The sequence below is a fragment of the Gordonia sp. (in: high G+C Gram-positive bacteria) genome, from assembly GCF_052106715.1.
Classification (GTDB): Bacteria; Actinomycetota; Actinomycetes; order Mycobacteriales; family Mycobacteriaceae; genus Gordonia.
In genome coordinates this window covers 1-18,637 of record NZ_JBQEDL010000052.1, presented here as the reverse complement: position 1 = coordinate 18,637, position 18,637 = coordinate 1, and the positions used below count along the sequence as shown (strand labels likewise).

The window sequence follows — 18,637 nt, the reverse complement described above, 5'->3', positions numbered from 1 at the left end:
TAGCTCGCTGGGCTCATAACCCAGAGGTCGTAGGTTCAAATCCTGCCCCCGCTACCACTGTAAAAGACCCGCACCGGAAACGGTGCGGGTCTTTTTCTTTCCTAGTCGGCAGGGCCGTGACCGTCACGTCGTAATTGTCGTAGGCGCGTCGTAGGTTGATCGCACAGAGGTCAACGGACCGGTGGCTCGCTTCCCGTGTATATGGAGTAGCGGATTCGCCCCGGTCCGAACCGGCTGACGATACGGGGGTGTCGGGGAATGTCTGCAGCACTGGGTCCGGAATGGGACGAGCACGCGATCGGGCGGGCGATCACGCCGATCCGACTGCAGTCGTACCGGTCGGCAGCGCGGGGAGACCTGCACGCGGCGCTGCGGCTGTACGACTGGAACGCTGTGGCGTCGGCCGCGGTACTGATGACCGTGGCGATGGTAGAGGTGATCACACGCAATGCGATGGACTCTCAGCTGACTGCCTGGGCGGCGCGACGCGGTGAGCGGTCGTGGTTCGACGCGATACCGCTCGACGGGAAGGCACTCGCAGCGCTCGATCACGCGTTCGGAAAGATCGAGGCCGGGCCGTGTGGGAACGACTTCCACGGGAAGGTCGTCGCCGAACTCAGCTTCGGGTTCTGGCGGATGCTGGTGGCTCAGCGGTACCTGACGTCGCTGTGGGTGCCAGCCCTCAACAAGGCGTTCCCCCACGGCTACCGCGACATCCGCGAACGCCGACTCCGCGTGGAGCGAAATCTTGCCGCGCTCGTCGCAGTCCGAAACCGGGCCGCGCACCACGAGCCGATCCACGGACGCGATCTGTTGGCCGATCTCCGCTCGGCGGTCGAGATCGCCACCTGGGTGGACGTGGACGCCGGCGCTTGGGTCACGGCGCGGTCGCCGCTGGAGAGCGTCGTCCGACGACGACCCACAGCGAGATGAGAGTCCGCGGTCAGTGCGGGTCGGCGCGGGCGCGCGCTCGATGCCAGGCCCACAGGAGTCCGGCGACCACGATCACGATCAACACAACGTCCACGCCGGGGCGTGCGAGTGTGTCGGCGGCGTCCTGCAACCTGTCCCGGACACTCTCAGGGACCGGCTCGCCGACACCGACGAGTCCGTCGGTGAGCCAGTAGGCGACGCCCGCGACGATCAGGACGAGACCGGTCACGACCTGGACGGGGTTCCACTCGCGGCCCGCGACGGTGAACGACATTCGGAAGAGCAGACGACGAGCGCGGTCGCCGATTCGCCGCCAGAGGAGTACCAGGATCAGCATCGGGACCACCATCCCGACCGCGTACACGCACAACAAGACCACTGCGCCTGCGACGTCGCCGCGCGCCGCGGCCAGCGTCAGCACAGCGCCGAGGATCGGTCCGGTGCAGAAACTCGCTGCGCCGGCTGCGGCCCCGAGCAGCAGACTCTTCACCAGCCCGGTCTGCGAGCGCGCGAGACCGGTGAGTGGTTCCGTTCCGGGCACCAACCGGGTCAGGTCGAGTCCGCGCCCGAGTAACGCCACCACGCCGAGGACGATGAGCACGAGCGAGGTGACCGCCACGATCGTCGATCGGTACTCGACGACGAGACGCCCGGCCGCGCCGAGTCCGACGCCGATGGGCAGCAGCAGTGCTACCAGCCCGATATAGAACGCGGCGCCGTGGACGAGGAGGCGGGGGCCAGAACCCACCGACGACGCGAAGAAGGCGGGCAGCAGCAGCGCACTGCACGGACTGAGCAACGTCAGAGCGCCGCCCGCCAGCGCCGCGGCCAGGCCGACGTCCATGTCAGTTGCCGGTAGCCGTCAGCGCGCGATGCAACGCGTCCGTGAACACCTTCGTGGGCTGTGCGCCGAGGATCGGCTCGTTGCCGAGGACGAACGCGGGCGTCGTATACGTCCCCGCGGTGAAACCGTCGCTCGCCTTGTTGCGCACCGCGCTGAGGACACGCCGGGATTCGTAGTCGGTGCGCAGCCGTGGGACGTCGAGGTGGAGTTCGTCGGCGAGTGCGATGAGCGCATCGTCGTCCAGTTCGGACTTGGGTCGCGGCTTACCGCCTGCGAAGAGCGCCTGGTGGTAGTCGAGCATGCGTCCTTGGAGGGCTGCGGCATACGCGGCGCGCGCGGCGCGTTCGGATGCGTCGCCGTAGACGTTCATGTCGCGGAACTCGATCCGCAGCTTCCCCGACGTCGTATAGGGGAGGAGTTCGGGCAGGGTGTCCGCCGACCACTGCGCGCAGTACGGGCACTGGAAGTCGGTGAACATCACCAGTCCGACCGGCGCGTCGGCAGGACCCAGAGCCATCGGGTCCTCGGGATCGCGGTCCTCCCACTCGCTCCGGATCGATTCTGCGGACTGGGTCTCGGACGTCGAGCCGGCTGACGAATCGTCTCCTGACGGGCGGAGCAGAACGAATGCGACGGCGACCACGCCGATCACGATCACCGTCGAGGGGACGATCCGCGATGTCCACCAGGGGCGGTGTTGTTCGGTCATGGCTGCACCGTAGCAACGTGCGCGCATGGGACCATCTGTCCATGACTCTGACCCTTGCCGCGCAAGTCGCTTTGATCGCCGCCGGAGTGCTCTTCCTCTGGGCGCTGCTGTTGGGCGTGTGGAAGTTCGCAGAGATCACGCGGAGCCCGACTGGGCAGGCGCACGTGTACGTCGACATCGCGCACCGCGCCGCACTGATGTATTCGTTCGCGACGGCGATGCTCGCGGTGTTCGTTCAGTTCAGTGCGTGGAGCACCGTCGTGAACACGGTGGCGCTCGGCGTCGTCGTGTTCTTCTTCGTCACCGCGATCGCGTCGTACTGCTTACACGGCGTGCTGCGCGATACGGACAACCAAATGCATCCGACCTCGCCGATGATGACAGCGGCCATGGTGGCGCTCATCATCGGCGAGGTCGGAGGAAGCGCCGTAGTAATAGCGGGCTTCATCGTCGAGCAAACACATACGTGGAGCTGACGAGAGGGGCGCAGTGCTCGGTAGGCGGCGCCCCTGAGGGGTCAGAACCCTTAGAGGTTCGAACCGCAGACCGGCCATGCTCCCGGTCCCTGGGTGGCGAGAACGTTCTCGGCCACACTGATCTGCTCTTCACGCGACGCGTCGGCCGGGCTGCCCGAGCCGCCGTTGGCCGACCAGGTCTCCTGCGAGAACTGCAGACCGCCGTAGTAGCCGTTGCCGGTGTTGGTCGACCAGTCGCCACCGCTCTCGCACTCGGCGACGGCATCCCAGTTGTGGCCGGTGTCTGCCGACGCGATGCCGGAGACGCCTGCGGTCGCTGCCAACGGTGCGACGGTCAGCGCGCCTGCGACGGCGGTACGGATTGCGATCTTCTTCAAACTCACAGAGGTACTCCTTCATCGTGGGCGGCACCGGTCATCGGTGCCTCTCAACGGGCCGGAGGCGACGCTACGGATTGCGAAACCGAAGGTCACGTCCACTTTGGTGGGCGCAGTCACAAACGCTAGCTACAGCAAGCATGGGTGACGGCGGCATCCTTCCAGGTCAGCGCCGTGATCATACCGTTATCGATCCGTGATCTGAAACGGACTAAATGTGACTGGACACACCGCTGAAAAGTGGTGCACGTCACTGCCTGAATAGGTCTGCTGATCGCGAGAATCGCACGTCGGACGTCGAACTCCGCTCGCTGTCGCGGGTCCGCCGATACCGTTGAGCCATGTCCGACTACGCACACGAGTTCGCCCGCAGCACCGACGACCCGGAGGCCTTCTGGCTCGACGCCGCTCGAGGGGTCGACTGGATCCAGGAGCCGTCCACGGCGCTCGACGACTCCGCAGCGCCGATCTATCGGTGGTACCCCGATGCGTCCCTCAACACGAGCGTCAACGCCCTCGATCGGCATGTGGCCGCCGGGCGCGGCGAGCAAGACGCCCTCATCTGGGACTCGGCCATGACCGGTGCGGTACGCAAATACACCTACGCGCAACTGCTGAAGGAGGTGTCTGGATTCGCCGGAGTGCTCGTGGCGCAGGGCGTCGGCAAGGGCGACCGCGTCGTCGTCTATATGCCGATGATCCCCGAGGCGGCGATCGCGATGCTCGCGTGCGCACGCATCGGCGCGGTGCACTCGGTGGTATTCGGCGGTTTCGCCGCCCCCGAACTCGCAACCCGCATCGACGACGCTGAGCCGGTCGCCGTCGTCACCGCGTCCGGCGGCCTCGAACCGGGCCGCACGGTCGAATACCTGCCGCTCGTCGCATCGGCGATCGAGCAGGCGGCAGCGAAGCCCCGCACCGTGATCGTGAAGGACCGCGCCGAGGTCCCGGGCACCGCCGCCGAGTACTCCGGGTGGCTCGACTGGGACTCGGAGATCGCGGACGTCTCGCCGGCCGACCCCGTCGAAGTCGCTGCCACCGACCCGCTGTACATCCTCTATACGTCGGGGACGACGGGTAAGCCCAAGGGCGTCGTCCGCGACAACGGCGGCCACGCCGTCGCCCTCACCTGGTCGATGTCGAACATCTATGGCATCGCGCCTGGCGAGACGTGGTGGACCGCGTCCGACGTCGGCTGGGTCGTCGGCCACAGCTACATCGTGTACGGCCCGCTGCTGATCGGGGCCACCACGGTGATGTACGAGGGGAAGCCAGTCGGCACCCCGGATGCGGGCGCCTTCTGGCGGGTGATCGCCGACCACGGCGTCGTCGCGCTGTTCACCGCGCCGACGGCGATTCGCGCCGTGCGCAAGGCGGACCCCGATGCGTTAGAACTCGACAAGTACGACGTCTCCTCGCTGCGAACCCTGTTCGCCGCGGGGGAGCGGCTCGATCCCGACACCTTCTCCTGGGCGTCGAAGACCCTGGGCGTTCCCGTCGTCGACCACTGGTGGCAGACCGAGACCGGCTGGGCCATCGCGGCGAATCTCCGCGGCCTGGAACCGATGCCGATCAAGGCGGGATCGCCGACGGTCCCGGTGCCCGGCTACCAGGTCCAGATCCTCGACGCCGAGGGGGCGCCGGTCGCCGCGGGCGACGAGGGCAACATCGTCGTCAAACTGCCGATGCCGCCCGGGACTCTCGCCGGACTGTGGCGTGACGAGCCCCGATTTCGTGCGTCGTATCTGAACACCTTCGACGGCTACTACCTGACGGGCGACTCCGGCTACATCGACTCCGACGGCTACGTGTTCGTGCTCGGGCGGTCCGATGACGTCATCAACGTCGCCGGTCACCGCATGTCGACGGGGTCGATCGAGGCTGTCGTGGCCACTCATCCGGCGGTGGCCGAATGTGCGGTCGTCGGCATCCACGACGACCTCAAAGGGCAGCGGCCCAGTGGCTACGTGGTCCTCAAGTCCGGCGTCGACATCGACGACGACATGCTGCGCACCGAGTTGGTCGCGCGAGTGCGGGACGAGATCGGCGCCGTGGCCACCTTCCGTGACGTGACCGTGGTCGAGGCGTTGCCGAAGACGCGCTCGGGAAAGATTCTGCGCAAGACCATGCGGCAGATCGTCGACCGGGAGGAGTACACAGTCCCGTCGACCATCGAGGATCCCGCAGTGCTCGAAGCGTTGGTCGAGCAACTCGGGCACTAATCGCGGATCATCCGATCGCCCCGGGACGAAGTAGGCGCCGCATCGCGTCCATCACCTCGTCTGTGGTGATCGTCCGGTTCACGGAGTGCTCGACGATCAACGCGTTGACGGCGCCGATGTACCCGGCCCAGACGAGGGGCGATGCCTCGGAGGTGGACAGTCCGTGTTCGCGGCCGAGCGCTGTGACTGTGTTGAGCATTGCCGACCACTCAGCGCGTCGTGCGTGACGATGCCCTTCGAATTCGGGGCTGACGCCGACGACCTCGACGAAGCTCACCCGTGTCCGTTCCGGGCTGGCCGCGTAGAAGTCGACGAACGCGCCGACACCTGCGTCGAGGAGGTCTTCCACAGTGATGTCGGGGCGGTTCAGGACTCGGTCGATCGCCGTCGACACGGCGGTCATCGACCCGGTCTGCACTTCGTCGTAGAGCTCACGTAGTAGGTGCTCGCGGCCGGAGAACTCCTCGTAGAACTGCCGAGACGAGAGCCCGGCGTGCTTGCAGACCTCGGGGACCGACGTTCCCGCGTAGCCCTTGGCGCCGAACAGTGAGAGCGCGGACTCGATGAAGCGTGCGCGTCGCTCGATACGGCGCTCGGTCAACGAGCGGCCACGGTAGCTTCGAATGCCGGTCACCATGCAAGGTTATCGACCGCTCCGTGGCCCGCTCGTCGTTCGGCGTTACTTTCCGTTACCGAGCCGTGCGCCGAACAGCGCCGCGAGGTCGGCGCCGATCACGTCCGAGAACGTCGGCCACCACGAGGCGTCGGTCATCATGCTCAGCTCGTTGCGGGTGGTGCACTTCGGCTCGATCGTTTTGCCGTCGAGTCGGTCCTTTAGCCACAGAAGGGCACGCGGCGCACCGGAGACCTCGGCGATGACATGTTCGGACATGTGATCGCGCGTGTAGGTGATCGACGGGCCGTCCGTGCGGCAGTAGTCGCGCACCAGGGTGTCCACCTGGCCGACGGGGATGATCTCGTCGAGGGCCGAGTTCCAGATGTACATCGGCATGTCCGGTCGTGTCGTGCCCATCTTGGTCTCGGTGAGCACCCGCTTGACCGGCGGGGCCTTCAACGGATCGCCCGGCCAGCCGATGAAGCCCTTGTTGTTCAGGAAGGGGAAGGTCATCGCCTGGTACTGGACGCACAAGGGGCCCTTCAACGCGAGGAGCGCCTTTCCGGTGGGGTTGAGGTGTCGGTCGAGGAACCGATCGAAGTAGCCGTACTCGCGGGTGAGGCCGGCGATGGCGCCCAGAACGAGGCCGCTGGTGACGTTGTTCTGCGCGGCGTTCAGGACCGGGCCGAGATCGGCAGGAACGCCGCCCTCAGCGGCACCGACGATGTTCAGTTCCGGCGCGTACGACTTCTTCAGCTCTGCCGCGTGTCCGGTGACGATTGCTCCGCCGGAGTATCCGTACATTCCGATCGGCGAGGCGTCGGTGATGGTCGACGGTGCGAACGACTTCGCGGCGCGCAGGCTGTCGAGGGTGATTCGCGCACCGAGCGGCCCGGCGGCGTAGGCGTGGTTCGGCCCTTCATGATCGGGGAGCACCACGGCGTATCCCTGGTGCAGGAAGCCTTGGGCGATCAGCAGTTCGGCCGGGGCGACGGCTTGTCCGAGCAGCGGTGCCGCGTTGAGATGCTGAACGGCGTACGACGTCGCACAGTATCCGGCGGTCGAGTCCTCCGCGATCTGCATGGAGATCACCTTGCGTGGCCGGTTCGCGGCGGCGCCCCGTGGTTTGAGGATCGTCGTCACCGCGGGTATCGCCCTGCCCGACGTGTCGGTCGAGGCGAACGAGAGCTGCCACGCGTCTACGTTGATCGGCACTGCGCCGAAGTTCGCCGGTGTGATCTTCCGAGCGGCGATGATCTCGCCGGGAGCGGCCGCGGCGACCTTGGCCGGTGCCGGACGGTAGAACGACGGGTCGAGTTCTTGGGGGAGGGGCACCAGCGGCGCGGGAACGTACTTCGTCGTCGTGGCGGTCGGCGCTGCCTCCGCGGGGGTGGCGACGCCGCCAAGGGCGAGGGCTGCAGCACCGATTGCTATCAGTGTGCGGACGGACGAACGAGGCATGCGAGTCTCCCTATGTGAAACACGTATATTTCAGATTTTGAGTGAGACTACGCTCACTGTGACTGCAAGCACAAGTCCCGGGTGTGAGTCGGGCGAGTACGTCGGTTGCACCCCGGTGGAGCAGCGAAAAGCCCGCCCCGCCCGATGTCGGAGTCGGGTGGGGCGGGCTTGGCTCAGGCCGAGCTCAGATCACTTCAGGTCGGCGCTGCTCTTACCGAGTACGCGGCGGGCGATGATCAGTTGCTGGATCTGCTGGGTGCCTTCGAAGATGTCGAGGATCTTCGAGTCGCGGGCCCACTTCTCCAACAGCGTGCGCTCGGAGTAGCCGTACGTCGACGCGAGTTCGACGGCCTTGTTCGTCACGTCGGTGCCGGTACGACCTGCCTTGGCCTTCGACATCGACGCCTGGAGCGAGTTCGGCTCCTTGTTGTCGGCCATCCATGCCGCGCGCAGAGTCAACAGATACGACGCCTCCCAGTCCGCCTCCAGTCGGATGAACTCGGCGGCAGCGGCCGACTGGTCGGCGGCCGGACGGTCGTAATCGATCTCGATTCCCGCGTCTTCCAGCAGCTTGCGGAGCTCTTCGAGTGCGGCCCGGCTGACGCCGACGGCCATCGCGGCCACCATCGGCCGGGTGTTGTCGAAGGTCTGCATGACGCCGCCGAAGCCCTTCTTGACGTCCACCTCCGGTGAACCGAGAAGGTACTCCTTCGGGATGCGGCAGTCCTCGAACCGGATCACCGCGGTGTCGGACGCGCGGATGCCCAGCTTGTGCTCCAGGCGGACGATCGTCACACCGGGATGTTCGCGGGGCACCACGAAGCTCTTGATCGCGGCGCGGCCGAGGCTGCGGTCGACCGATGCCCAGACCACGATGTGCGATGCGCGCGAACCCGCGGTGACGAAGATCTTCTCGCCGTTGAGGACGTACTCGTCGCCGTCGGCGGTCGCCGTGGTGGTGACGGCGGCCGAGTCGGAGCCGAAGCTCGGCTCGGTGATCGCCATCGACGCCCACACCTCGTCGCCGCCACCGAGCATCTCCAACTGCTCGTCGGTGGCGACCGCGGCGATCGCTGCGTTGCCGAGTCCCTGGTAGGGGATCGACAGCATCAGCGCGACGTCGCCGTACGACGCCCACATCGAGTTGAGGACCGACTGCATGTTGCCGCCGTTTGCGACGTAGCCCTCGGGACGCTCCTTGTTGGCGTCGCCGCGTCCACCCGCTGCGCCTGCACCCGCCTGGCCGGTCGCAGCGAGTCCGCTGTACAGGCTGGCGAGGGTGTCGAGTTCCACCGGGTAGGTGTGCTCGGCGAGGTCGTACTTGCGACTGATCGGACGGAAGATCTGCAGGGCGGCCTGCCGCGCCTGGTCGATCGTGTTGTCCAGCTTCTTCGGCAGTTCCAGATTGATAGCCATTGTCTGCTCCTTGCTCGCCTGTCCTCTTAGAGGACGACGATGCCTTCGCCGATGCCTGCACCGCGCAGGTCGCGGTACCAGCGCTCAACCGGGTGCTCCTTGGTGAAGCCGTGACCGCCGAGCAGCTGCACGCCGTCCAGGCCGATCTGCAGACCCTTGTCGATCGTCAGCTTGCGTGAGAGAGCGGCTTCGCGGGCGAACGGCAGACCCTGCTCGGCGCGCGAGGCTCCGCGCAGCGTCACCAGTCGCAGTCCGTCGATCTCGGTCGCGATATTCGCGACCATGAACGCGACGGCCTGACGGTTGGAGATCGGCTCGCCGAACGCTTCGCGCTCGTTGACGTAGGGGACCACGTAGTCGAGCATCGCGGTCGCGGTGCCAACGGCCAGCGCCGACCAGCCAAGACGCGATAGACGGACCACGTCGCGGTAGGCGTTCTCGGCGGCTTCGCCCTCGACCTCGCCGAGCAGTGCGGTACTCGGAACGCTCACGCCTTCCAGGATCAGACGGCCCATACCCGCGGCGCGCAAGCCCATGCCCGGGTCGGCCTCGACGGACAGGCCCTTCGTGTCGGATTCGACGATGAACAGGGCCGGACGTCCGTCGAGCTGTGCGCCGACGATGAACAGCTCGGCGCTGCCCGCGGCGGGGACGAAGCTCTTCACGCCGTCAAGGCGGTAGCCGCTCGCTACCCGGGTGGCCTTGGTCTTCAGGTCGAACGCGTCGAACAGCGGCCGCGGCTCGGCGACGACGACGGCCGAGGTCGGGACGTTCTCGCCCGCGTAGTCGGGCAGGTAGGTGCGCTGCTGCCCGTCGCTGCCGAAGTTGGTGATGGTCGTGGCCACACCGCTCGGGGCGAGCAACGGAACGGCCAGCCCCATGTCGCCGTACGCCATCGCCTCGGCGACGAGTGCGTTGGTGACGACGCCACGCTCGGTGGCTGCACCGTCGAGTTCCTCGGGCACGTTGATCATCGTGATGCCGAGTTCGGCCGACCGCTTGAGGATGTCCTCGGGGGTGTTCGCAGCGGCGTCGGCGTCGTAGGCGGCCGGGCGGAGGATCTCGGTGGAGAACTCCTTGACCGTCTCGGCGATCATCGCCTGCTCGTCGTCCGGGTTCAGATCGAAGTAGCCCTTGGAGGAGGTGGCCGGACGATTCGGCTTGCCCCCGTCGGATACCTGGGTGAATGCGCGGTTGGCGGCACCAAGGGTCTTGAAACCGGTCTTGGTGGCTTCGTAGGCCACCCGGTTGATGGGCTCACGCAGGCCGTACTTCTCGGCGACGTCGGAGCCGGTGATCGCAGTCAGTACGCGCATCGCAGTGCCGATCGCGCTGCGCTTGTGCGGTGCGGCGCCGACCGACGACTCGTCGCGGGGTGCTGTGTTCGTTGTCATTTCCTCACCAGGTGTCTCGAGCGAACTTCAACGGGGGAGCGAAGTCCTTACTCCGTAGTAAGAACTGACCTTACTCGCGGGTAAGGAGGTTGTCACGCCCAATGAGAAAGTAGTCTCCTGGAAGTATGCGGCTCACACATCTCCTCCACTCCTGCGTGCTCGTCGAGCACTCGGGCACCAGTGTCCTCTTCGATCCGGGCACGTTCTCGTCCGGCTTCGAACAGCTGACCGGACTCGACGCGATCCTGGTGACTCACCAACACCCCGATCACGCTGACACCGCGCGACTGCCCGCGCTGGTCGAGGCCAATCCGGATGCGACGCGGTACGCCGATCCGGAGACCGCGGCGCAACTCAACGAGCGCGGTGACGCCGGGACGTGGTCGGTGATCGGCCCCGGTGAGACGGTGACCGTCGGCGCGTTCACGGTCCGCGGCACGGGTGGTCGCCACGCCGTCATCCACCCGGAACTGCCTGTCGTTGACAACATCTCGTACATCCTCGACACCGACGAGCAGGTCGGAGCGTTTTGTCACCCGGGCGACGCGCTCTACATCCCGTTCGAGAAGATCGACGTCCTGGCGCTCCCCGCTGCCGCCCCGTGGCTCAAGCTCAGCGAGCCGGTCGACTACCTGCGTGCGGTCAACCCACGCGTCGCGTTCCCGATCCATCAGGGGATCCAGTCCGAGGCGGGCGTCGCCGTCCACAACGGTCGGATCAGCGAGATGGCGCCCGCAGGCACCGAGTTCCGGGTCCTGGAGGCAGGCGTTCCCACGTCGGTGTGACGCGTCGTCGCACCCTCGCTTCGCTCACCGCACCCTCAATTCTCGTGTCACCCATTCATTGCGTCTTAGCAGCCTGGGCCCAGGCTGCTAAGACGCAATGAAGCTGCGGTGACCTATCTGATGCTGCGGAAGCGGATCATGAGCTCGGGCGGAGCGCGGCGAGCACGTCGTCGTGCAGCAATCCGTTGGTGGCGACGGCGCTGCCGCCCGCCGGTCCCGCCGTTCGGTCCAGCGCGGTGAACGTCCCGCCCGCCTCGCGGACCAGGACGTCGAGCGGAGCGAGGTCCCACAGGGACACCTCGGGTTCGGCGGCGACGTCGACCGCGCCCTCGGCGACGAGACAGTAGTTATAGAAGTCGCCGTAGCCGCGGACCCGCCACACGCGGTCGGTGAGGCCGATGAACTCGTCGCGGATTCCGCGATCGGCCCAGCCGGACAGGCTCGAGAACGCGAGCGACGACGACGCGAGCTCGCCGACGCCCGACACGCGGATCCGCTGCGGATCACCGCCGTCGTACGATGCGAACGCTCCGTCGCCGGCTGACGCCCACCATCGGCGATTCAGCGCGGGCGCACTCACCACGCCAACTACGGGGACGCCGTCGACCAGCAGCGCGATCAACGTCGCCCACACCGGCACGCCGCGCACGAAGTTCTTGGTGCCGTCGATCGGGTCGAGGACCCATTGACGGCCCCGCATGAGTTGGTCGCCCCCGAACTCCTCGCCGAGCACCGCGTCGTCCGGGCGGTCGGCGGCGAGCCGGTCACGCACCAGTCGCTCGCATGCGAGGTCGGCGTCGGAGACCGGAGTCAGGTCTGGTTTCGAGTCGACCTGAAGATCGAGTGCCCCGAATCGGGCCGACGTGAGCACATCGGCGGCGGACGCCAACTCGAGGGCGAGAGCGAGATCGGCCGCGTACACGGAACCCTCTGCGTATCCGGAACTTTCGGGGAGCGTTGCCACGGCTGACGACGCTACCAGCAGCGGCGTTGCGGTCCCCGCCTCGCGCGATGGACCGCAGGTACGATGACGGCCATGCCCAGCTGGATCCCCGCGTTGTTCGTCGCGCTGCTCATCGTCACCGCGATCTCACTGTTCATGTCGCGACGCGGCCGGGGATTCAGCTCGCCGACCGCCGGTCGCGGATACGTGGAGGGGACGATGACGGTCACGAGCGCGGTGCTGGGCGATCCCGACCGAGACGGCGCACGCAACTGCACGATCACCGGGACGATCACCGGCCCCGACTCGTCGCCCGCTGAAGTGTACGGGCGGATCGTCATACCTGCGGGATCCGTCGAGCCGTACCCCGGCCTGGACCAGCCCGTCGTCTACAAGCCAGGCAAGGAGGATTCCACCTGGCGTTTCGGCACCCTCCCGGACTCGGTAGGCTGAATCAGTGCATCCTGAAGCCACTGCCGACCTCGAATCGCTCGACGCCACCCTCACCACTGTCGAAAAGGTGATGGACCTCGACGAGCTTCGCCGCCGCATCGACGAGCTGGAGATGCAGGCCTCCGATCCCGACCTGTGGAACGACCAGGAGCACGCGCAGAAGGTGACGAGCGAGCTCTCGCACACCCAGTCCGAGGTGCGGCGGGCCACCGAGTTGCGCTCGCGATTGGACGACCTGCCGGTGCTGTACGAACTCGCTGAAGCCGAAGAGGGCGATGCCGGGACCGAGGCCGTCGCCGACGCCGACTCCGAGCGCGTCCGACTCCGTCGCGACATCGAGGCGATGGAAGTCAAGACGATGCTTGCCGGCGAGTACGACTCCCGCGAAGCCGTCGTCAACATCCGCGCAGGCGCGGGCGGCGTCGACGCCGCTGACTGGGCCCAGATGCTGATGCGCATGTACATCCGCTGGGCCGAGCAGCACGACCACTCGGTTGAGGTCTACGACACCTCGTACGCCGAAGAAGCCGGACTGAAGTCGGCGACGTTCGCCGTCAAAGCGCCCTATATGTACGGCACCCTGTCGGTGGAGCAGGGCACCCACCGGCTCGTGCGGATCAGCCCCTTCGACAACCAGGGGCGACGGCAGACCTCGTTCGCCGAGGTCGAGATCCTCCCCGTCGTGGAGACCACCGACCACATCGACATCGACGAGAACGATCTGCGGGTCGACGTCTACCGCTCGTCCGGGCCCGGCGGTCAGTCCGTCAACACCACCGACTCGGCGGTTCGGCTGACGCACGTGCCGACCGGGATCGTCGTCACCTGTCAGAACGAGAAGAGCCAGCTGCAGAACAAGGCTGCGGCGATGCGCGTCCTGCAGGCCAAGCTCCTCGAACGCAAGCGTCAAGAGGAGCGCGCCCAGATGGACGCCCTCAAGAGCGACACCGGAGCCAGCTGGGGAAACCAGATGCGCTCGTACGTGCTGCACCCGTACCAGATGGTCAAAGACCTGCGGACCAACGTCGAGAGCAACAACCCGAGCAACGTCCTCGACGGCGACATCGACCAGTTCATCGAAGCGGGCATCCGCTGGCGTATGGACGAGAACGCGTAGCGAGTCGAGATGACGTACCTCGTCGACGAGATCGGGCTACCGTCCTGGCTGCGCTCCATCGAACGGTGGCTGGCCGTCGACTTCGTCCAGATCCTGGTGTGGATCGTCGGCGCGATCCTCGTCGCCCGCTTCATCCGGTGGGGCGCCGATCGATACTCGCAGCACGCGCTGGCGCAGTTCGAACGCAGCGACGACATCGTCCAATCCGAGGACCTCAAGCATCGTCGCGCGCTCGTCGACGTTATGGCGTGGACGTTGATCGCCATCGTCGCCATCATCGTCGGTCTCAAGATGATGGCGTTGTGGGTGCCGACGTCCAGTCTGGTCGGCCTCAGTGCCGTACTCGGCGCCGCACTCGGTTTCGGCGCGCAGCGGATCGTGCAAGACGTCCTCGCCGGCTTCTTCATCATCGCCGAGCACCAGTACGGGTACGGCGACGTCGTCAACCTCACGGTGACCGGCGGCCTGGAGGCCGAAGGCACCGTCGAAGACGTGACCCTACGCGTCACGCGCCTACGGAACTCCGACGGCGAGCTGATCACCGTGCCCAACGGGCAGATGATCAAGGCGACCAACCTGTCCAAGGACTGGGCGCGCGCCGTGGTCGACGTCCCGGTCCCGCTGGAAGCCGACATCAACATCGTCAACTCGACCCTGCGCGAAGTGGGGCAGTCGTTCTACGACGATCCGCGATGGCATCGGGTCCTGCTCGACGCGCCGCAGCCGCTCGGCGTCACGAACCTCGAACTCGACTCTGCGACGGTGCGCATGGTGGCCCGAACGCTGCCCGGTCAGCAGTTCGACATCGGCCGCGCGCTGCGGTCGGCCATCATCTCGGCACTTGCCCGTCACGGGGTGTCCGTGGCCAAGACGATCCAGAACCAGACGGTCACGGAGACCGCGGCCGACGCGGCGCCGGGCGGAGGCGCCGAATGACCGATCCGGGCCCGAGCCGCTTCGAACGGCTCAAGCACATCTATCACACGCGTGTGCGCACGACCACGGCCGTGTTGGTGGTGGCGTGGCTCCTCCTGTTGGGCGTGTACAACTTCACGTCCCAGCATTACCCGCCGAAAGAGTCGGCACGCCCGCAGACGACCACCCAACAACCGGTGAGCACACCCGAGCCGGCCCCGGAGACGACCGAGTCGACGACCCAGACGCCGAGCACGAGTGTCGAACCGACCATCGAGTCGACGACGGAGCCGACCGAGACCACTGATCAGGAACAGCAGCAAGGCGGCGAGCAGACGTCGAATCAGGTCGAGCCCCGCCGGACCGCGCCCCTTCGGACGCAACTCACGCCCGAGCAAGGGGAGTCGGACTCGAGCACGGACACGTCGGGCGGCGGCGACCGATAAGCGCGTCGATCAGTACACTTGGTCACCGTGATCAAGCTGTCGAACGTGACGATGCAATATGCGAAGTCGAGCAGGCCCGCCTTGTCGGACCTGTCGTTTGAGATCGACAAGGGTGAGTTCGCGTTCCTGATCGGACCGTCGGGTTCGGGCAAGTCGACGTTCTTCCGGTTGTTGCTCAAAGAAGACAAGCCGACGTCCGGCGACATCGAAGTCGGCGACTTCCACGTCAACAAGCTCCGCAACCGTGACGTCCCGAAGCTGCGGCAGTCGATCGGCTGCGTGTTCCAGGACTTCCGGCTGCTACAGCAGAAGACGGTCGCCGACAATGTGGCCTTCGCACTCGAGGTGATCGGGAAGCCTGCCTCGACGATTCGGGAAGCTGTGCCCGAGACGCTCGAATACGTCGGGTTGGGCGGCAAGGAAGACCGCATGCCTCAGGAACTCTCGGGCGGCGAGATGCAGCGTGTGGCGATCGCTCGCGCCATCGTCAATCGTCCGACGCTCCTGCTGGCCGATGAGCCGACCGGCAACCTCGATCCCGAGACCAGCGACGGCATCGTCGAGGTGCTCGACCGGGTCAACCGTCGCGGTACCACCGTCGTGATGGCGACGCACGACCGCCACATCGTGGACGCGATGCGGCGCCGGGTCCTCGAATTCGACAACGGCAAGCTCGTCCGCAACGACGAGTACGGCGTGTACGGCATCGGCTGACCCGCGACTTCGCAGACTACGAAAGGCGAGCACACATGCGCGCGAATTTCATCATCGGCGAAGTCCTCAACGGATTCCGCCGCAATCTGACCATGACGATCGCCATGATCCTGACCACCGCTATCACGCTGGGCATGCTCGGCGGCGGCATGCTGGTGATCCAGATGGCCGACAAGAGTCAAAAGATCTTCCTCGATCGCGTTGAGATGCAGTTCTTCATCAACGACGAGGTGACCGAGCGGGACCCGAACTGCTTGGAGGCGCCCTGCACCACGTTGCGGAACGACCTCGAAGCCGAGCCGGGCGTCGGCTCGGTGACCTTCATCAGCCAGGACCAGGCGTTCCGGACGGCGAAGGCGTCGTGGGAGAAGGACTCGCCCGAGCTCGCCGACTTCATCCGCAAGGAGGCGTACCAGGGCGCGTTGCGTGTCCGGATGGACGATCCAGACCGGTTCGGGGCCGTCCTCGACAAGTTCTCGAAAGCCCAGGGCGTCGACGGCGTCCTCGACCAACGCGACTTGGTGAAACGAATCTTCAGCGTGTTGGACGGCGCACGTAACGCAGCCTTCGCCGTCGCCGCGGTGCTGGCGGTCGCGGCGATACTGCTGATCGTCAACACCGTGCAGATCGCGGCCTATACGAGACGGACGGAGGTGTCGATCATGCGACTGGTCGGCGCCACCCGCTGGTACACGCAGCTGCCGTTCCTGCTCGAGGCGGTACTCGCCGCCGTCGTCGGTGCGGTGCTGGCCATCGGCGGACTGTTCCTCGGCAAGATATTCTTCTTCGACAAAGCACTCGAAGACCTCTACGGTGTGAACATCTTGGCGCGCATCACCACCGCCGACGTCTGGTACGTCTCCCCGTGGCTACTGGTTGCGGGCATCGTGCTCGCAGGCGTCACCGCGTACGGGACGTTGCGCGTCTACGTCCGAGAATGACGCGAGCGGTGAACACGGTCGAGTCGTAGAAGGGTCCGAGCCGGAGAACACTCGGATTCCGCAGAGCATCGAGGAGCGTCAAAGTGCCCAAAGAGAAGGGCAAGTCGGTGATCGCCACCAACCGCAAGGCCCGGCACAACTACACCATCCTCGAGACCTTCGAGGCTGGCATGGTCCTACAGGGGACCGAGGTCAAGGCGCTCCGCGAAGGCAAGGCGTCGCTGGTCGACGCGTTCGCCACGATCGACGACGGCGAAGCGTGGCTCAACGCAGTGCATATCGCCGAGTACGGAAGCGGGACGTGGACCAATCACGCGCCGCGACGCAAGCGCAAACTCTTGATGCATCGCCGCGAGATCGACACCCTGGTCGGCAAGATCCGGGACGGCAACCTGACACTGGTCCCGTTGCAGATGTACTTCTCCGACGGGTACGCGAAGGTCGAATTGGCGTTGGCGCGCGGCAAGCAGGCGCACGACAAGCGTCGCGACATCGCCGAGCGGACCGCTAAGCGCGAGGTCGAACGCATCGTCGGTCGCCGCGTGAAAGGCATGTGAGGCCGCTGTGACCGTGCGCGTGCGATGGGCTGCGGTGTTCGCTCTCGTCGCGTGTGTGCTGTCGGCGTTCGGGTTGTCCGGGTGTACTGCCGATCGGGTACCTGCCGAAGAGCCCACTCCGGTGCTCGGGTGGGTGGTCGGCGACGGCTGCGGCACGCTCGCAGATCGAGTCAGAGCGGAGGCCGACGGCCTCGTCGCCCGCGGTGTCGCCGACGCCGGATACCGGTCGCTCTACGTTGTGTGCGACGCAACCGAGCCCGCCGCGCTCGAAGACCCGGCGCTGCACGCCTATCTCGGCGAGCGCGGACTCGACCTCGCGGTGGTCCCGCCCAACGACGAGGCCGTCGACGAGTCGATACGCGCAGACACTCCGCTTCCCGCGCTCCGCACGGCCATCACCCGACATGTGATGTCGGCGCAACCACTCGTGTTCAGCGGCGCCGCGGCGCTGCTCGACGATGCGCACCTCGCCACCGTCGCCAACAGCGATGTGCTGTCCATCGGGCGGGACGGCCGCCGGACTGCGGGCGCACCTATCAAGGGCGACGACGAACGCTATTCGCGGGCCATCGGATCACAGGGGCTGGTGGTGTCGCTGACGAACGGGGAGTCCGGGCCGCGGGACCTCTCGTTCGATCTCGCCGAGGTGAACTTGGCGGGCGACGACATCGTCGTGGCGACGGACGTCTGGACGGGACGCCGAGTCCAGGCGTCCGGCGGGACGATCAGCGTGCCGGTCGCGTCGACCGACAGTGCCTTGTTACGCATCGGTTGACCAGCGCAGATGTGCTTTTCTGTAATATCGGGATGAAAAGTGTCGGTCCGGTTGGTTATGATGGGGTGTCCGCTGGAAACAGGGGACACCATCTCGGGGCCGATCGGTTTCGACTGCGTGCATCGAGGTGGGGGAAGCGTGTCGGTGCAGGCTGGAGACCACCGTAAGCGTCGCAGCAACCAATTAAGCGCCGATTCCAATCAGCGCGACTACGCACTCGCTGCCTGATCAGCGAGGCTAGTCTGTCGGCCCGGTTCTAAGTTCCCGGAACCGGATGTCGGCATCAGCAAGGGAACTCACTGTCGCCGTCGGTCGCGGGCGTCGGCAGGACATCAAACAGCGACTGGGATCGTCATCCCGGCTTGTTCGCGAGACCGGGAGATCCAAGTAGAGACATAGCGGACTGCACACGGAGAAGCCCCACTGACGTGACGGAGGACCCGGGTTCAATTCCCGGCGGCTCCACCGAGGCGCCCCCCCCGCCCAGCCCGGGGGGCGCCAGTTCATTCTGCTGCGCGAGCGGGACGGGTCGACCCGCGGGGC

General features: G+C 66.4%; 20 protein-coding genes and 1 other RNA gene. 13 read left to right on the top strand and 8 right to left on the bottom strand.

Annotation, left to right across the window (positions count from 1 at the left end):
• The first annotated feature begins 258 nt into the window (after window positions 1-258).
• The gene (locus tag ACTIMF_RS17805; RefSeq protein ID WP_442351614.1) at window positions 259-933 is read left to right on the top strand and encodes a hypothetical protein; all 675 of its coding nucleotides are present in this window, start codon (window positions 259-261) and stop codon (window positions 931-933) included.
• Window positions 934-943: 10 nt separating this feature from the next.
• On the opposite strand, the gene ACTIMF_RS17800 is transcribed toward ACTIMF_RS17805, so the two are convergent.
• Window positions 944-1,777, bottom strand: coding sequence for a cytochrome c biogenesis CcdA family protein (locus tag ACTIMF_RS17800; RefSeq protein ID WP_442351613.1), 834 nt, complete (start codon window positions 1,775-1,777; stop codon window positions 944-946).
• Between the two features lies 1 nt (window position 1,778).
• Complete coding sequence (locus tag ACTIMF_RS17795; protein WP_442351612.1) at window positions 1,779-2,486, bottom strand: DsbA family protein; 708 nt, start codon at window positions 2,484-2,486, stop codon at window positions 1,779-1,781.
• A gap of 41 nt (window positions 2,487-2,527) precedes the next feature.
• Here ACTIMF_RS17795 and ACTIMF_RS17790 point away from each other — a divergent pair, with 41 nt between their 5' ends.
• On the top strand, window positions 2,528-2,962 hold the full coding sequence (locus ACTIMF_RS17790; RefSeq protein WP_442351611.1) for a hypothetical protein: 435 nt from the start codon (window positions 2,528-2,530) through the stop codon (window positions 2,960-2,962).
• Between the two features lie 50 nt (window positions 2,963-3,012).
• On the opposite strand, the gene ACTIMF_RS17785 is transcribed toward ACTIMF_RS17790, so the two are convergent.
• Window positions 3,013-3,345: a transglycosylase family protein gene (locus ACTIMF_RS17785; RefSeq protein ID WP_442351610.1), complete on the bottom strand. Its 333-nt coding sequence runs from the start codon at window positions 3,343-3,345 to the stop codon at window positions 3,013-3,015.
• Window positions 3,346-3,680: 335 nt separating this feature from the next.
• Here ACTIMF_RS17785 and ACTIMF_RS17780 point away from each other — a divergent pair, with 335 nt between their 5' ends.
• Window positions 3,681-5,561, top strand: a complete 1,881-nt coding sequence (locus ACTIMF_RS17780) for a propionyl-CoA synthetase (protein ID WP_442351609.1) — start codon at window positions 3,681-3,683, stop codon at window positions 5,559-5,561.
• Between the two features lie 7 nt (window positions 5,562-5,568).
• Here the strand turns inward: ACTIMF_RS17780 and ACTIMF_RS17775 are convergent, their stop codons facing one another.
• The 4 genes from ACTIMF_RS17775 to ACTIMF_RS17760 form a co-directional block, all read right to left on the bottom strand.
• Complete coding sequence (locus ACTIMF_RS17775) at window positions 5,569-6,198, bottom strand: TetR/AcrR family transcriptional regulator (protein WP_442351608.1); 630 nt, start codon at window positions 6,196-6,198, stop codon at window positions 5,569-5,571.
• A gap of 42 nt (window positions 6,199-6,240) precedes the next feature.
• A complete protein-coding gene (locus ACTIMF_RS17770) occupies window positions 6,241-7,638 on the bottom strand; it encodes a lipase family protein (RefSeq protein WP_442351607.1) in 1,398 nt (465 codons plus the stop codon).
• A gap of 189 nt (window positions 7,639-7,827) precedes the next feature.
• Complete coding sequence (locus tag ACTIMF_RS17765) at window positions 7,828-9,054, bottom strand: acyl-CoA dehydrogenase family protein (RefSeq protein ID WP_442351606.1); 1,227 nt, start codon at window positions 9,052-9,054, stop codon at window positions 7,828-7,830.
• Window positions 9,055-9,080: 26 nt separating this feature from the next.
• A complete protein-coding gene (locus ACTIMF_RS17760) occupies window positions 9,081-10,448 on the bottom strand; it encodes an acyl-CoA dehydrogenase family protein (protein WP_442351605.1) in 1,368 nt (455 codons plus the stop codon).
• Window positions 10,449-10,573: 125 nt separating this feature from the next.
• Between ACTIMF_RS17760 and ACTIMF_RS17755 the strand changes: the two genes are divergently transcribed.
• Window positions 10,574-11,233 carry an MBL fold metallo-hydrolase gene (locus tag ACTIMF_RS17755; protein ID WP_442351604.1) on the top strand — a complete coding sequence of 220 codons (660 nt, stop codon included), beginning with the start codon at window positions 10,574-10,576 and terminating at the stop codon, window positions 11,231-11,233.
• A gap of 136 nt (window positions 11,234-11,369) precedes the next feature.
• Here ACTIMF_RS17755 and hisN read toward each other — a convergent pair whose 3' ends face one another.
• Window positions 11,370-12,197 carry a histidinol-phosphatase gene (gene hisN, locus ACTIMF_RS17750; protein ID WP_442351603.1) on the bottom strand — a complete coding sequence of 276 codons (828 nt, stop codon included), beginning with the start codon at window positions 12,195-12,197 and terminating at the stop codon, window positions 11,370-11,372.
• 72 nt (window positions 12,198-12,269) lie between these two features.
• Between hisN and ACTIMF_RS17745 the strand changes: the two genes are divergently transcribed.
• From ACTIMF_RS17745 to ssrA, 9 genes are all read left to right on the top strand, one after another.
• Window positions 12,270-12,629 carry a hypothetical protein gene (locus ACTIMF_RS17745; protein WP_442351602.1) on the top strand — a complete coding sequence of 120 codons (360 nt, stop codon included), beginning with the start codon at window positions 12,270-12,272 and terminating at the stop codon, window positions 12,627-12,629.
• Between the two features lie 4 nt (window positions 12,630-12,633).
• Window positions 12,634-13,746, top strand: coding sequence for a peptide chain release factor 2 (gene prfB / locus ACTIMF_RS17740; protein ID WP_442351601.1), 1,113 nt, complete (start codon window positions 12,634-12,636; stop codon window positions 13,744-13,746).
• A gap of 9 nt (window positions 13,747-13,755) precedes the next feature.
• Window positions 13,756-14,682, top strand: a complete 927-nt coding sequence (locus tag ACTIMF_RS17735) for a mechanosensitive ion channel family protein (protein ID WP_442351600.1) — start codon at window positions 13,756-13,758, stop codon at window positions 14,680-14,682.
• Complete coding sequence (locus ACTIMF_RS17730) at window positions 14,679-15,107, top strand: hypothetical protein (protein WP_442351599.1); 429 nt, start codon at window positions 14,679-14,681, stop codon at window positions 15,105-15,107. Before ACTIMF_RS17735 ends, ACTIMF_RS17730 begins: the two co-directional genes overlap by 4 nt.
• 27 nt (window positions 15,108-15,134) lie before the next feature.
• On the top strand, window positions 15,135-15,821 hold the full coding sequence (ftsE, locus tag ACTIMF_RS17725; RefSeq protein WP_442351598.1) for a cell division ATP-binding protein FtsE: 687 nt from the start codon (window positions 15,135-15,137) through the stop codon (window positions 15,819-15,821).
• Window positions 15,822-15,856: 35 nt separating this feature from the next.
• Window positions 15,857-16,762, top strand: coding sequence for a permease-like cell division protein FtsX (gene ftsX / locus ACTIMF_RS17720; protein WP_442351597.1), 906 nt, complete (start codon window positions 15,857-15,859; stop codon window positions 16,760-16,762).
• An 83-nt stretch (window positions 16,763-16,845) separates the two neighbouring features.
• Window positions 16,846-17,319, top strand: a complete 474-nt coding sequence (gene smpB, locus ACTIMF_RS17715; RefSeq protein WP_442351596.1) for an SsrA-binding protein SmpB — start codon at window positions 16,846-16,848, stop codon at window positions 17,317-17,319.
• 7 nt (window positions 17,320-17,326) lie between these two features.
• Window positions 17,327-18,094, top strand: coding sequence for a hypothetical protein (locus ACTIMF_RS17710; RefSeq protein WP_442351595.1), 768 nt, complete (start codon window positions 17,327-17,329; stop codon window positions 18,092-18,094).
• 95 nt (window positions 18,095-18,189) lie between these two features.
• Window positions 18,190-18,562: a transfer-messenger RNA gene (gene ssrA / locus ACTIMF_RS17705) on the top strand.
• The last annotated feature ends 75 nt before the right edge of the window (window positions 18,563-18,637 follow it).

Bases quoted from the DNA above. Each gene is read 5' to 3' on its own strand.
- ACTIMF_RS17805 (WP_442351614.1), top strand. From the start codon at position 259: ATGTCTGCAGCACTGGGTCCGGAATGGGACGAGCACGCGATCGGGCGG.
- ACTIMF_RS17800 (WP_442351613.1), bottom strand. From the start codon at position 1,777: ATGGACGTCGGCCTGGCCGCGGCGCTGGCGGGCGGCGCTCTGACGTTG.
- ACTIMF_RS17795 (WP_442351612.1), bottom strand. From the start codon at position 2,486: ATGACCGAACAACACCGCCCCTGGTGGACATCGCGGATCGTCCCCTCG.
- ACTIMF_RS17790 (WP_442351611.1), top strand. From the start codon at position 2,528: ATGACTCTGACCCTTGCCGCGCAAGTCGCTTTGATCGCCGCCGGAGTG.
- ACTIMF_RS17780 (WP_442351609.1), top strand. From the start codon at position 3,681: ATGTCCGACTACGCACACGAGTTCGCCCGCAGCACCGACGACCCGGAG.
- ACTIMF_RS17775 (WP_442351608.1), bottom strand. From the start codon at position 6,198: ATGGTGACCGGCATTCGAAGCTACCGTGGCCGCTCGTTGACCGAGCGC.
- ACTIMF_RS17770 (WP_442351607.1), bottom strand. From the start codon at position 7,638: ATGCCTCGTTCGTCCGTCCGCACACTGATAGCAATCGGTGCTGCAGCC.
- ACTIMF_RS17765 (WP_442351606.1), bottom strand. From the start codon at position 9,054: ATGGCTATCAATCTGGAACTGCCGAAGAAGCTGGACAACACGATCGAC.
- ACTIMF_RS17760 (WP_442351605.1), bottom strand. From the start codon at position 10,448: ATGACAACGAACACAGCACCCCGCGACGAGTCGTCGGTCGGCGCCGCA.
- ACTIMF_RS17755 (WP_442351604.1), top strand. From the start codon at position 10,574: ATGCGGCTCACACATCTCCTCCACTCCTGCGTGCTCGTCGAGCACTCG.
- ACTIMF_RS17745 (WP_442351602.1), top strand. From the start codon at position 12,270: ATGCCCAGCTGGATCCCCGCGTTGTTCGTCGCGCTGCTCATCGTCACC.
- ACTIMF_RS17735 (WP_442351600.1), top strand. From the start codon at position 13,756: ATGACGTACCTCGTCGACGAGATCGGGCTACCGTCCTGGCTGCGCTCC.
- ACTIMF_RS17730 (WP_442351599.1), top strand. From the start codon at position 14,679: ATGACCGATCCGGGCCCGAGCCGCTTCGAACGGCTCAAGCACATCTAT.
- ftsX (WP_442351597.1), top strand. From the start codon at position 15,857: ATGCGCGCGAATTTCATCATCGGCGAAGTCCTCAACGGATTCCGCCGC.